The organism is Streptomyces albiflavescens (assembly GCF_014645835.1).
In the GTDB taxonomy this organism is placed as follows: Bacteria; Actinomycetota; Actinomycetes; order Streptomycetales; family Streptomycetaceae; genus Streptomyces; species Streptomyces albiflavescens.
The window spans coordinates 247,064-261,026 of record NZ_BMMM01000002.1 but is presented as its reverse complement, the minus strand read 5'-3'; the positions used below and the strand labels follow the sequence as shown (position 1 = coordinate 261,026).

Sequence of the window (13,963 nt, the reverse complement as noted above, 5' to 3'; positions counted from 1 at the left end):
GGTGGGGTCAGTGGGCCGAGTAGCCGCCGTCCACGGTGACGACGGTGCCGGTCACCCGGCGGGAGGGTGGCGGCGAGGGCGTGGCACGTCACGTGCGGGCTCCAACTGTCGGGTGAGCGGGCGCCGGTGGGGTCAGTGGGCCGAGTAGCCGCCGTCCACGGTGACGACGGTGCCGGTCACCCGGCGGGACTCGTCCGAGGCGAGCCAGAGGGCGGCGTCGGCGACGTCGCCCGGTTCGACGAGGGCGTTCATGGGCTGGGACCGGACGAAGGTCTGCTCGTGCTCGGCGACCGGGACGTCCAGCGAGCGGGCGATCTCGGCGAGCATGCGTCCCTCGACGCGCGGATCGTCGCGGACCGAACCGGGGCAGACGGCGTTGACGCGGACCCCGCGCGGCGCGTAGTCGAGGGCGACCGCCTTGGTCAGGCCGATCAGGCCGTGCTTGGCGGCGACGTACCCGGCGAAGTGGCGGTAGCCGACCAGGCCGGCCGTGGAGGCGATGTTGATGATCGAGCCGGAGCCGCGCGCGACCATCAGGGCGCCCGCCGCGCGGATCGCGCGCCACGCTCCGGAGAGGTCCACGTCGAGCATGAGCTGCCACTCGTGTTCCTCGATCTCGTGCGCGGGACGGCCCGAAGGGGCGGCGATCCCGGCATTGTTGACGAGCACGTCGAGGCGTCCGAAGCGGGCCGTGGTCTCCTTCACCACCGCCTCCACGGCCGCCAGGTCCCGTACGTCGGCCCGCGCCGTCAGCACCGCGGCCCCGGCCTCCCGGCACAGCCCGGCCGTGTGCGCCAACTGGCTCTCGGAGCCCAGCGGGTAGGGCACTCCGGGCAGGTCCGCCGCGATGTCCACGAGCATCAGGTCGGCGTCCTCCCGGGCGAAGGCGACCGCCGTGGCCCGGCCCAGGCCACGGGCGGCTCCCGTGACGAGGGCGACCTTGCCGGACAGACGTGGGGCCGTGCGCCCGGTGGAATGCGGGTTCACCGGGCCCGTCCGGCGTGGAGTTCGGCGGAGATCAGCCGTAGCAGGGCTCCCGGGTTCTCGGTCAGGTACATGTGCCCGCCGTCCAGATCGGCCGTGGTGAGCCTGCCGGTGGTGGCCCCGGACCACTCGGCTGTCTCGGCCGCGCTCACCAGCTCGTCGTCGCGGCCGCGCAACGAGAGGACCGGCGCCGACAGCGGGCGGTCGGAAGCGGGCCGGTACGTCTCGTGCATCCGTACGTCGGCCCGCAGCAGCGGGAGCAGGAGGTCGCGCATCTCCGGGTTCGCCAGGGCCGGGTGCGCATAGCCCGCGAAGGTGCGGACCCGGGCCAGGAACTCCTCGTCGGGCAGCCCGCTCGCCCGGTCCGCCCGCCCGCTCCACGGCCCCGGCGAGCCGCTGACGACGAGCGCGTCGAGACGGACCCCGGGGTCCTCCGCCAGCCGGTGCGCCAGCTCGTACGCCAGCACCGCGCCGAGGCTGTGCCCGAACACGGCCACGCGTGCGCCGTCCGGCAACTGCCGGGTCGCCGCCGTGTACGCCTCGGCGGCCGCCCGCACGGCATCGGTGTACGGCTCCTCCACGAACCGCTCCTCGCGGCCCGGGAGTTGCACGGGCAGGACACGCAGGCCCTGCGGTGCCCGCTCCTGCCAGGGCCTGAAGAAGGACGCGCCCGCCCCGGCGAAGGGCAGACAGATGAGGTGGGTCTCTTCCACGGTCTTCTCTCCCACGGGCTGCTCGACTGACGGACGGTTCCTTGCCCCCGTGCCTTACTCCGACGTCACGAACTCGGTCAGCACCCGGGTCAGCAGCCCCGGATCCCGCGCCCCGCACAACTCCCGCGCCGAGTGCATCGAAAGCCCCGGTACGCCCACGTCCACGGTGGCCACGCCGAGGCGGGCCGCGGTGATCGGACCGATCGACGTGCCGCACGGCATGGTGTTGTGGGAGGCGAACGGCTGCCAGGGCACGTCGGCCCGTTCGCAGGCCGCGGCGAAGGCGGCGACTCCGGTGCCGTCGGTGGCGTACCGCTGGTTGACGTTGACCTTGATGACCGGGCCGCCGTTGGGCAGCGGCTGGTGGTCCGGGTCGTGCCGCTCGGCGTAGTTGGGGTGGACGGCGTGGGACATGTCGGCGGAGACGCAGAAGGCACCCGCGAGGGCCCGGCTGAAGTCCTCGCCGCTGCCGCCACGCGCCGTGACACCGCGGCCCAACACCTGTTCCAGCAGCGGGCCTTGGGCGCCGGACACCGAACCGCTGCCGACCTCCTCGTGGTCGAAGGCGGCGAGCACGGGAAGGTGCGCGGGCCGCCGCAAGGTGGCGGCGGCGACCAGGGCCGTGACGCCGGCGTGCACCGAGATCTGGTTGTCCAGGCGCGGCGAGACGATGAACTCCTCGTCGGCGCCCAGATATCCGGGCGGCTGGATGTCGTGCAGCATCAGGTCCCAGCCGAGGATCTCGGCGAAGCCGACGCCGGCCTCGTCGGCGATCCGGCGGAGCAGGGCGCCGGGTTCGGTGCCGCCGAGACCCCACACCGGGGCCATGTGCTGCTGCCGGTCCAGGGCGAGGCCCTCGTTCACGGTGCGGTCGAGGTGAATGGCGAGCTGCGGCACACGCAGCAGTGGCTTGTCGACGCAGACGAGCCGGGTCGAGCCGTCGCGCAGGGTCAGCCGCCCCGAGATGCCCAGGTCGCGGTCGAGCCAGGTGTTGAGCGGTACGCCGCCGTAGATCTCCACGCCGATCTGCCGCCACCCCGCCGAGCTGGTGTCGGGCGCGGGCTTGACCCGCAGGTTCGGCGAGTCGGTGTGGGCGCCGATGATCCGGAACGGGGTGTGGGCCGGGGCGCCTTCGGGGACGTACCAGGCGAGCAGAGCTCCCCCTCGTACGACATACCTGCCGCCCTCGGCGCCGACCGTCCAGTCGTCCGTCTCGCGCAGCTCCTCGAAGCCCGCCTTCTCCAGCCGCTGCGCCGCGCTCGCCACCACGTGGTACGGCGAGGGGCTGGCCTTGACGAAGGTGAGCAGGTCGTCGCTGTGGGCGCGGTCGTACGAACCGTGCGTGTCCTGCTCGTCGTGCGTGTCCTGCTCGTCGTGCGTGCCATGCGTGTCATGCGTGGGGGACATGAGTGCCTTTCAGGTGCTGTTGAGGGTGGAGAAGGGGCGCTACCGGGTCGTCCGGCCGGGTGCACAGTTCGGCCATGACGGCGATCCAGTCGTCGAGGAGTGCCCGCGCGGTGGAGGGGTCCCACAGGTCGGTGGAGTACTCCAGGAACGTGCGGTAGCCCCGGGCCGGGTCGCGGCACGGGGCGAGTCCGAAGCAGAGGTCGACACGGGACACGGGCGGGGCGAGGTCGCTCACCTCCACGTCGAGTCCGGGGATCTCGATGTCCGTGTCGAGGGAGTTCTGGAAGGCGATGGTCAGCGGGAAGCGCTCGGGCACCTCGCGGGCACCGCTCTCGCGCAGCGCGCGGACGATCCGGGCCGTCGGCAGCACATGGGCCGTCGCCTCCAGCGCTCCCGCGCCCGTGCGCTCCACCAGCGCGCCCCGTGTCTCGTCCGGGTCCGGCGTGACCCGGACGACCACGCTCGTCGCCGTCAACGCGACCAGCGACTCGAACGCGCCGCGCTCCCGGTTCGCGTACGGCGTGCCCATCACGATGTCCCGCTCCCCGGACCGGCGGGCCAGCAGCACGCCGAGCGCCGCGACGGCCACCCCGAACGGCGTGGTGTGCCGGTCCGCCGCCAACTTCTCGACAGCGGCGCGGAGGTCGCCCGGGACCGTGCCCCGCAGTGTGTCGCCGCGCCCGCTCGGCACGGCGGGGCGGGCCCGGTCGCCGGGTATCTCGACCTTCGCGGGTATCCCGTCCAGGTACCGGGTCCAGTACGCCGCCCTGCGTGCCTCCCGCTCCGGGTCGGCGTCGTCCCGCTGCCGGCGCGCGTAGTCCGGGCACTGGGTGGCCGGTTCGGGCAGACCGTGCGGGCGGCCCCGCGCTGCGGCCGTGTAGAGCGCCGCCAGTTCGTCGAGGACCAGCGAAAGCGACCAGCCGTCGATGCAGATGTGGTGCACGACGAACATGAGCGTCCAGCGGTCGGGGCCGAGGCGCAGGAGCCGCAGAACGGGGAGGACGGGCGCGGTCAGCTCGATGGGCGTGGCGGCCGCCTCGCGGCACAACTCGTCGGCACGGGCGGCGCGTTCCGCGTCCGTGAGGGCGGTGAGGTCCTCGACGGGCAGCGGAGGGGGCGGTAGGTCGAGGACCTCCTGACGCCAGCCGGTGCCGTCGTCGTCCGGGGTGGCCGGGCCCGGCACGAAGCGGAGGCGCAGCCCGTGATGGCGTTCGAGGAGCTGGGCCAGCGCCGTGCGCAGGGCGGCCGCGTCCAAGGGGCCGGTGAAGCGGATACGGGTCGGGATGTTCCACACCTCGGGGCGGGGCATGCTCAGCACCGACGCGATCATGCGGGCCTGCTGGTCGCTCACCGGCGCGCTGTCCACGACGGTCACGCCCGCCGTCGGCGCGAGCTGGGCGGTCATCGCCCCCAGCGAGGCGTCACGGAAGAAGTCGGCCAGTGGGTAGTCCACGCCGAGCGTGTCACGGACCCGGTTGACCAGCCTGATCGCTGTGATCGAATTGCCTCCCAGCTCGAAGAAGTTGGTGTCGCCGGTGAGCTGCCGCTCGACACCGAGGACGTCCCGCCAGAGGCCGCGCAGGTACTCGGCCGTGCCCGCAACGCTCGCCGGGGCGACGGTCGCCGCCGTGCGGGGCGCCAGGTCGCCGACCGTCTCCGCGGCGCCCGCGGTCATCCCCGCGAGCACCTGCTCCAGTCGGCGGAGGTACTCCCGCGCCGTCGGCTCTTCGAAGAGATCGGCGTCGTACCGGATGCGTAGACCGAGAGATCCGTCCGGGGCCCGTGTGGCCATCAGGGCGAGTTCGAGGGGTGCGGACTCCGTTCCTCCGTCGAGGAGTTCGGCGCGCAGGCCCGGCAGGGCGAGCGTCGCGAGGGGTGCGCTGTCGAGGTCGGCGGAGACCGTGACGAGGGGACGGGGGTTGCCCGGGTCGGGGTGGACGGAAGCCAACAAGGCGTCCATGTCGACGTGTTGGTGCTCGTCGGCGGCGAAGAGCGTGTCCCGGGCGGCGCGTACGGCGTCGGTCAGCGCGGTGTCGTCCGTGAGGGCCCCGCGCAGCGGCAGCAGGGCGACGTGGAAGCCGACGGTGTCGCGGGTCTCGGGGGTACGGCGCCCGAAGGTGGACCCGATGACGAAGTCGTCCTGCCCCGTGGACGCCCGCAGCACGATCCGCCAGGCGGTGAGCAGCGTCGCGAACAGCGTGACCCCGCGCTCCCCGCTCCACTCCCGCAGTCGTGCGACCGGATCCCGTTCGAGCCGGACACCCACCGCGCCGCCGCGTCCGGCGACGGTACGAACGCGCGGCCGGTCGGTGGGCAGCGCGGGCACGGGTGGCGTGCCGCCGAGGTGCGCGCGCCACCACTCGAGGTCCGCCGCCACGACGGGCGGGCCCGCGACGCCGAGCGTGGTTCCGGCGGCCCGCTCGAACCGGGGTGCGCGCCCCTCCACGGCAGCGCGGTACAGCTCTCCCAGATCGGCGGCCATCAGCTCGGCGGAGTGCGCGTCGGTGACGAGGTGATGCGTGCCGAGGATCAGCACATGGTCGTCATCGGCCAGTCGCAGCAGCCGGGGCGTGAACAGCGGCCCCTCGGCGAGGTCGTACGCCCGCGCGCTCTCCTCCCGCAGGGCGGCATGTATCGCCGTGTCGGCGTCCTGACCGCGTACGTCGCTGACCACCCATCGCGGCCGGGACTCCTCCCGTACGACCTGGTCGACCCCCTCGCCCCCGGCCCGGAAGACGGTCCGCAGTCCGTCGTGGCGCCGGGCGAGGCCGTCGACCGCGGTGCGCAACGCCTCGACGTCCAGCGGGCCACGCAGCCGCACCCCCTGGATCTCGTTGTACGCGGCCGGGTTGGCGATCAGCGTGGCGGCAAGCCACAGACGCCGCTGGGCGGGGGTCGCGGGGGCGCGACGCCCGGCCGGGGGCCGGGGGCGCTCGTGGTAGCGGCGCCGCAGTACGTCGAGCTGTTCCAGACCCGACCGCAGCAGCTCCGGCGGAAGCCCGAAGTCGACCAGCGCGGCGATCTCGTCGACGCCCGCGGCGCGCAGGACGTCGACGGTGGCGGCGCAGGTGTCCGGGGTGCCGATCAGGGCCCGTTGGTCGCAGTAGCGGTCGTAGGCGCGGTCGAAGAGGTAGTCGAGGTCGGCGTCGCTCGCGCCGGCGACGTCCTCGGGCCGGTTCCCGAGGGCGGTCGCGGCGGAACGCATCTGGAGCGAGGACCGCAGATAGCGGCTCATCGGCTCGCGCGCGGCGGCCCGGGCGGCGGTGTGGTCCTCGGCGAGGTAGGTGTGCAGCAGCACGGTGACGCGGCCCGCGTCGGGGTCGAGTCCGTGCTCGGCGCGGACCCGACGGTAGTGCCGGACGTTCTCGGTGAGCTGCTCGACGGTCTGGTTCATCAGGTTGGTGACGATCCCCAGGTCGCGGCGGGCCGCCTCCTCGTACGAGGCGCGCCGCCCGGACGTCGCCAGGTACAACGGCGGCCGCTCCTGCACGGGCCGTGGATGAGCGCGGACGTCGAAGGTGTGGCCCTCACCCGTACGTCGTCGGATGCTCTCGCCGCGCCACAACCGCCGTACGTCCTCCAGGTGCTGGAAGGCGATCTCGGTGCGGTTGCCGAAGCGGTCGGGGTGCAGGGCGAAGTCGTTCGCGTGCCAGCCCGTCGCGCAGCCGATGCCGACACGACCGCCGGAGAGGTTGTCGGCCACCGACCATTCCTCGGCGATCCGCACGGGGTCGTGCAGGGGGAGGACGACCGAGCCGGCGTGCAGCCGTATGCGGCGCGTCTCCCGGGCCAGCGCGGCGGCCAGCACGGACGGGTTGGGGAACAGGCCTCCGAAGGAGTGGAAGTGGCGTTCGGGGAGCCAGAGGGTGCTGAAGCCGCGTTCGTCGGCGAACCGGGCGGTCTCGACGATGCGGTCGTAGGCCTGCGCGCCGCTCTCGTCCTCCGGGTGGTCGCCGAAGAAGTAGACGCCGAAGTCGGGGGCCGGGCGTTCGGGAGCCGCGGTCGGGCCCCGGCGGGCCCTCGCGGAGGAGTCCTTCGTGGGGAAGTGGCCGCCCGCGCGCAGTTCCCGCAGTGAGCCCTTGACCGCGTCCGCGATCCGTTCGATGTCGGAGTCGGTGTGGGCGGTGGAGAGGTAGAAGGAGCGCCACTCCCACACGTAGATGCCGCGCAGGAGCAGATGGTGGTGGAGCAGCTCCATGTCGGCGCGGTGGGTGAAGCGGAACATGGACCCGAAGTGGGCCATTTCCAGGGGGAACTCCTCGGCGCGGAAAAAGTGGCCGAGGTCGGCGGCGAGGGCGTCGGTACGGGCGTTCAGCACCTGCTGGAGCCCCGGTCCCGCCTCCTTCAGATGGGTCAGGACGGCGCGGGCGGCGGCCATCGACAGCGGGTGCTGGTTGTAGGTACCGCCGAAGAAGGTCGTGTCGCGGGGCGGCCGGCTGTCGTCCCCGTACTGCCAGAAGCCACCGTCGACGCCGTCCATGATGTCGCCGCGGCCCGCGATCGCACCGATGGGGTGCCCGCTGCCGAGCGCCTTGCCGTACGTGGCGAGGTCGGGGACGACGCCGTAGTGGTGCTGGGCGCCGCGGGGGTGCGGGCGCAGACCGGTGAGCATCTCGTCGAAGAGGAGGACGATGCCGCGGCGGGCCGTCAACTCCCTGAGGCTGCACAGGAATTCGACGGGCCGGAGGCCGGGGTTGCGGCACTGGACCGGCTCGACGAGGACCGCCGCGATGGTGTCGCCGAGTTCCTCGATGACGTCCAGGCTCTCCTGGCTGCCGTATTCGAGGACGAGGAGTTCGGAGACGGCACTTGCCGGGATGCCGCGCGAGACGGGGACGGCGTGGCGGCCGTCGGGGCCCGGGCGGCCGAGGACCGCGTCGATGTGACCGTGGTAGGAGCCGCGGAACATGACCACGCGGTCGCGTCCGGTGGCCGCGCGGGCGAGCCGTACGGCGGCCGAGTTCGCCTCCGTACCGGAGTTCGCGAACGCCACGCGCTCCATGCCGGTCAGCTCCGCGAGCAGCTCGGCGGCTGTGCCGGTGTCCTCGGAACGCGGGCCGAGGCGCAGCCCGTCGGCGAGGTGCCGCCGCACGGCCTCCGCCACGGGCTCGGGCTCGTGCCCCAGTAACAGCGCACCGAAGCCCATGGTGATGTCGGTGTACTCGTTCCCGTCCACGTCCGTCAGCCGGGCGCCCCGCGCCGAGCGGGCCGCGATCGGGTACAGCATCTCCTTCGTCGCCGCCCGGAACCCGACCACGGCCCGACTGTCCGCGAGAACGCGCCGATGCCGCTGAGCCAACTCCTTCGAGGTCCGGGTCCGCTCGGTGAAACGCCGGATCAGGTCGTCGGCGTGGGCCCGCTGGGCGGGGGTCGCGGTGCCGCCGGACATACCGGAGGTTGGGGGGAGGGGTACGTGGGGGCCGTGTTGGAGGGGTGGGGGGTTGAGGGTGGGTGCGGGTGTGGGTGCAGGTGTGGTTCGAGGCGCGGGCTCGGCTTCGGCTTGGCGCTCGGCTGCGGCTCGGGGCTCGGCTGCGGCCTGGGACTCGGCTCCGGCTCCGGGCACGGCTTCGCCTTGGCGCTCGGCTTCGGCTCGGGGCTCGGCTGCAGCTTGGCGCTCGGCTTCGGCCTGGGACTCGGCTTCGGCTTGGCGTTGGGGACGGCGGGCCGCCGCCAGGAGTTCGTCGAGCTGGTCGGAGAGGGCGGCCGCGCGCGCGACGGCGGCACCCGCGTCCGCCCCGGGCCTCACATGCGCCGTGGTCATCGGGCGGTCCCCGGCCGAGCGTCGGTGAGCAGGGCGACGGCGTCCGAGAGCTGAGTGAGCATACGGGCCTGGGTCTCGGCCAACTGACGTATCTGACGGGTCAGTTCCTCGACCTCGGCGCGGGTGGCGTACGCGGGGTCCTGCGCACCCGGCGGAGCCTCCGCCGCGACGCCATCCGACCTCAGGGGTGACGCGGGCCGCGCGGCCGGCACGGAAGCGGACGACACCGCGGCAGCCGACCCCGAAACAGGCCGCTGACCGGACGACTCGGACGCGGACGACGCCTCAGTCCTACGAGGCCCCGAGCCCGGTGCACCGTCCGTCGCCCCGCACACCTCGACATCCCACGCCACTGAGGCCGACACGGGAGCCGAATCCGGCGCGGGCGCGGGAGCCGAAACCGGCGCGGGCGCGGAAGCCGACGCAGATCGCGGAGCCGGCACCGGGGCAGTCGCCGCCGGCGGGAAAGCCGCCGCCCCCTCCGACGCCCCGACCGCCGCCCGCTCCTCCACGCCCGGCGAAGCCCCCTCCGGGCGCGGCGCGGCCGGTGCCGCGCGACCGCCCGCGACAGGGACACCGGTCTCCCCCGTACCCGACGCAGTCGCCCCCGCCCCCGCCCTCTCCGCGATCAACCGCGCGGCCAGCGCAGGCGTGCCCGCCTCCTCCAGCATCTCCCGCATCGCGATCTCCACCCCGAACTCGGACTCCAGCTGGCGGAGCATCCCGATGAGTTGCAGCGAATCGGCGCCGAGGCCGACGAAGGTCTGCTCGGCCGTGATCTCCTCGGGCGCGTAACCGAGGTGACGCGCGCTGAGCTTCAACACCCGGTCCAGTACGGCCTGTTCGGTCATGCCATCCTCCGTGCTGCGGTGGTCGCTGCGGTTGCCGTCGCGTTCGTCGGCCAAGGGAGTGGGAGGCGGTCCGGCCCAGTAGGACCGGTGTTGGAAGGGGTAGAGGGGGAGCGGGATCCGCCGGCCGCCGCAGCCGTCGAGCAGGGCGGCCCAGTCCAGGCGATGCCCCGCACAGTGCAGCCGGGCCACGGCCGCCCAGAGCGTGTCGAGCCCGGCGTCGGCACGCCGCTGGGTGGGGACGGCGACGGCGTCCGGCCGGACGCGCCCCACGAGCCCGGTGAGGGGTGCGTCGGGGCCGATCTCCACGAACGCCGACTCACCGTCCAAGGTTCGCAGTACGGCGTGGAAGTCCACGGGCCACCGTGTCTGCCGTACGAGGTAGTCGGCATCCGGCAGCCAGCCGGGGGGATGCCGCACACCGTCCGGCCCGCTCACGAACTCCAGTCGGGTGGGCCGGAGTTGGACCTTCCCGCAGGCATCCCTGAAGTCGTCGAGGATCGGCGCGAGGTGGGCCGTGTGGAAGGCACGGTCCACCGGGAGCAGGTGTGCGGGCACCCCGAGTTCGGCGAGCCGGGACCGGGCGGCGCCCAGCGCGTCCGGCGGACCGCCGACGACGTACTGCGCGGACCCGTTGACGACGGCGAGCTCCAGCCCCTCGACGTCGGCCACCAGATCTCGTACGACCTCCTCGGCGGCGAACACCGCGAGCATGCCCCCTGGTTCGACCGCGTCCCGCATCAGCCTCCCCCGTCGGCAGACCAGCCGCAGTCCGTCCTCCAGCGTCAGCGCCCCGGCCACGCACAGCGCCGCGTACTCCCCGACGCTGTGCCCGGCGACGACTCCGGGCTCGACCCCGAACCGCCGCCACAGCCGCGCCTGCGCGACCTGGAGCGCGAAGAGCGCGGGCTGCGCGAAGGCGGTGTCCCAGACGGCCGCGCCAACCGCACCGCCGGCACCACCCGAGCCCGAGCCACCCGCACCAGAGCTGTCCCCGGCCGACGGGACACCCACCCCCCGGGCGTCTCCCGAAGGCACCACACCCCCGCCCGCCACCCGCTCCAGGAACCCACCCTCCCCCGTCTCCCCCCGGTAGATCCGCGCGCACTCCTCCAACGTCCGTGCCGCCACGGGAAACCGCTCCGCCGACGCCGCCCCCATCCCGTCGTACCCGCTCCCCTGCCCGCTGAAGAGGAACACCGGACCACGGCCCGGCTCCTCTCCCACAGCACCTAGCGCATACGGCCCCGGCTCGCCCTCGAGGAAGGCATCCAGCGCGGCCACCAGACCGCCCGCCCCGCCCGATTCCGAAGCCGAATCCGAAGCCGAATCCGAAACCGAGGCCGAAACCGAGGCCGAAACCGAGGCCGAAGCAGAATCGGAGTCCGAAGCCGAAGCCGAAGCCGAAGCCGATTTCGAAGCCGAGTCCGAAGCCGAATCGGAAGCAGCATCGGAGTCCGAAGCCGTGACCACCACCCGATGCCCCAGCTGCCGCCGCCCCAGCGCCGTCGTGAGCAGGAGGTCCGCCGGATCGACCCCGGGATGCGCGGCGAGGTGATCGCGGAAGCCCCGCGCCACCGCGGCGAGCGCCTCGGGCGTGTGGCCGGACAGGGGCAGCAGCGCGGGCGCGGGCGTGCGGTCCCGTGGCCGGGGAGCCGGGATCGGTGGCTCCTCCAGGATCACGTGCGCGTTGGTGCCGCCCATGCCGATGGAGTGCACCCCCGCGCGCCGGGGCCGCCCCTCCTCCGCGGGCCATGGCCGGGGCCGTGTGGGGAGGACGAAGGGGCTGCCGGTGACATCCAGCGCCGGGTTGGGCCGGGCGAAGCCGACCAGCGGCGGTATCTCCGCGTGCCGCAGTGCGAGAACCGCCTTGATCAGTCCCGCGAGCCCGGCAGCGCTGTCGAGATGCCCGATCGCCGGCTTCGTGGAGCCGAGTGCGCAGAATGCGACGCGGTCGGTGTGCAGCCGGAACGCCTCGGTGAGCGCCGCGAACTCGATCGGGTCGCCCTTCAGGGTGCCGGTGCCGTGGGCCTCCAGATAGCCGATGGAGTCGGCGGGCACCCCGGCCGCGCGCAGCGCCCCGAGGACGGCGTCCCGCTGACCGGCCACGCCGGGAGCGGCGAAACCGCCCCCCGCGGCCGACTTGTCCGAGCCGTCGTTGGTGACCGCGGACCCGGCGATCACCGCGTACACGGTGTCGCCGTCGGCGAGCGCCCGCTCCAATGGCTTGAGGACGACGGCGGCGACGCCGTTGCCGCCGACGGTGCCGTCCGCGTCCGCGTCGAAGGCCCGTACGGCTCCGGAGCGTGAGATCGTCGAGCCCTTGGCGTGCCGGTGGCCGGTGACCTGGGGGATGTGCAGCGCGGCCGACCCCACGACCATGAGGTCCGCGTCCCCGAAGTGCAGGGCCTGGCGGGCAAGATGGACGGACACCAGCGAGGACGAGCAGGCCGTGGCCACATTCACCGCGGGCCCGGTCAACCCCAGCCGGTACGCCACCCGATTCGCGGCGAAGTCCGGGTAGTTCCCGACCTGCACCTGCTTCAGCGTCTGCCAGTCTCCCGAACCCACCTCCTGTGCCAGGTTGTTGGCGAGGTAGCTGTGCAGTGAGTACAGCCGGTATCCCGTGCTCCCGCAGACGCCGATCCGTAATCCGGGGGAGCCGGCCCGCGGCCGCGCGTACCCCGCGTCCTCCAGAGCGTGGTGGGCGCACTCCAGGAAGAGCCGCTGCTGCGGGTCGGTGACGGTGGCCTCGCGCGCGCTCAACCCGAAGAAGGCCGCGTCGAAGCCGTCGATCCCGGGCAGCGGGGCGCTCGCGGCGACGAAGTCGGCGGCGCCGTACTCCTCGGGCGGGTACCCGGCGGCCGCCAACTCGGTCTCACCGAACCGCCGTACGTGCGAGACGCCGGCCCGGATGTCCCGCCAGTACGCGGCGGGCGAGTCAGCTCCCGGAAACCTCAGCGCCATCCCGACGATCGCTGTACGCACCACTCGCCCCCTTCGCGTCGGCTCCCCGGACGGCGTACAACCTGAGCAGATAGATCCCCGCGACCACGATGGCGACCCCGTGGGACCAGGCCACCACGGTGAGCGCCGAGAACGATTCGAGGGCCGCCGACACCGCGATCATGCCGAGCCCGAAGCCGAGGTTCTCGAGAGTGGCCGACAGGCCGAAGGCATGGCCGCGCAGGGTCTCCGGCAGGGTCTGCAGATGCGAGGTGTACGACACCTCGGTGAGCCCGTCCGCCGCGCCCGCGCCCAGCGCGATCCCGATCGTCGCCGCCATCGGGAACCCGGCGAAGCCGAGGATGAACGCCGAGGACATCACCACTGTGCCCAGGCCGAAGCCGAGCGCCCCGACGGAGCGGCCGGTGCGTTTGGCCCAGCGCTGGATGACCTGCTGTGCGAGCACATTGCCCAACGCCCAGAACAGCCAGAAGCGGCTGACGAACGCGGCCGGATCGTCCGGGTCCAGCGCGCTCGAGTAGACGGGCAGGGCCGCGTTGTGGGAGGAGGAGCCGAGCGCGTCGATCCCGCGCAGACACACCATCAGCCCGAGTGCGGGCACCGCGGTCAAGGCCGTCGCCGCCCCGAACACACTCTTCCGCTCGCGGAGTTCACCGCCGGACACCGGCTTCTCGGACACGGCCGTCCGCGCCACCCCGGGCAGCCAGGCCACCGCCCCGGCGCACACCAGGAAGCTCACCGCGTCCACCAGGAACGCGGCGGTGAAGCCCAGCCACGGCACCACCACACCGGACGAGGCGAACCCGGCGACCATGGCCAGCGAACGCCCGCTCACCATCAGGGAGTTGGCCCAGCCGCGCCGGTCCGCCCCGACCAGGTCGGGGATGGAGCTGCGCAGCGCGACGATGAAGACGGTGCTGCACGCGCCGACGGCCGCCGACACCATGAACAGCACCCCGGTCCGGGGCCCGCCGTCCGGCGTCACGACCAGCAGGAGCATGACAATCGCCTGCACCACATTGGCCCAGAGCATCACCGGTTTGACCGCGAACCGGGCCAGCGTCCGCCCCGCGACCATCCCGGCCAGGAACCCCGCCCCGAGCCGCACCGCCATGAACAGCCCCATGGCGAGCGCACTGTCGGTGGTGGCGTAGACGAACAGATTGAGGGCCACCATGTTGAGGAAGGTGCCGTACGAGGAGACGGAGTAGCCGGCGACCAGGACGCGATAGCGCCCGTCGGCCGTCACGAGCAACGCACCACGAGCCGTCCCCGAGGGGCCG

General features: G+C 73.4%; 6 protein-coding genes. All 6 read right to left on the bottom strand.

The window, feature by feature from the left end:
- Positions 1–132: 132 nt before the first annotated feature.
- The 6 genes from IEY95_RS06145 to IEY95_RS06115 are packed head-to-tail and all read right to left on the bottom strand — an operon-like array spanning position 133 to position 13,857.
- Positions 133–987: a mycofactocin-coupled SDR family oxidoreductase gene (locus tag IEY95_RS06145; RefSeq protein WP_189184844.1), complete on the bottom strand. Its 855-nt coding sequence runs from the start codon at positions 985–987 to the stop codon at positions 133–135.
- Positions 984–1,697, bottom strand: coding sequence for a thioesterase II family protein (locus IEY95_RS06140; protein WP_189184843.1), 714 nt, complete (start codon positions 1,695–1,697; stop codon positions 984–986). The genes IEY95_RS06145 and IEY95_RS06140 overlap by 4 nt, the downstream gene beginning before the upstream one ends.
- A gap of 54 nt (positions 1,698–1,751) precedes the next feature.
- Positions 1,752–3,104 (bottom strand): M18 family aminopeptidase, encoded by a 1,353-nt coding sequence (locus IEY95_RS06135; protein WP_189184842.1) that lies wholly within the window; start codon positions 3,102–3,104, stop codon positions 1,752–1,754.
- Positions 3,088–8,865 carry a MupA/Atu3671 family FMN-dependent luciferase-like monooxygenase gene (locus IEY95_RS06130; protein ID WP_189184841.1) on the bottom strand — a complete coding sequence of 1,926 codons (5,778 nt, stop codon included), beginning with the start codon at positions 8,863–8,865 and terminating at the stop codon, positions 3,088–3,090. The genes IEY95_RS06135 and IEY95_RS06130 overlap by 17 nt, the downstream gene beginning before the upstream one ends.
- Positions 8,862–12,680, bottom strand: a complete 3,819-nt coding sequence (locus IEY95_RS48765; protein ID WP_229702741.1) for a type I polyketide synthase — start codon at positions 12,678–12,680, stop codon at positions 8,862–8,864. Before IEY95_RS48765 ends, IEY95_RS06130 begins: the two co-directional genes overlap by 4 nt.
- Positions 12,655–13,857, bottom strand: a complete 1,203-nt coding sequence (locus IEY95_RS06115) for an MFS transporter (protein WP_189185407.1) — start codon at positions 13,855–13,857, stop codon at positions 12,655–12,657. Before IEY95_RS06115 ends, IEY95_RS48765 begins: the two co-directional genes overlap by 26 nt.
- Positions 13,858–13,963: the final 106 nt, after the last annotated feature.

Coding starts and splice junctions, on each gene's coding strand:
- IEY95_RS06135 (WP_189184842.1), bottom strand. CDS start 3,104: ATGTCCCCCACGCATGACACGCATGGCACGCACGACGAGCAGGACACG.
- IEY95_RS06130 (WP_189184841.1), bottom strand. CDS start 8,865: ATGACCACGGCGCATGTGAGGCCCGGGGCGGACGCGGGTGCCGCCGTC.
- IEY95_RS48765 (WP_229702741.1), bottom strand. CDS start 12,680: ATGGCGCTGAGGTTTCCGGGAGCTGACTCGCCCGCCGCGTACTGGCGG.
- IEY95_RS06115 (WP_189185407.1), bottom strand. CDS start 13,857: ATGGTGGCCCTCAATCTGTTCGTCTACGCCACCACCGACAGTGCGCTC.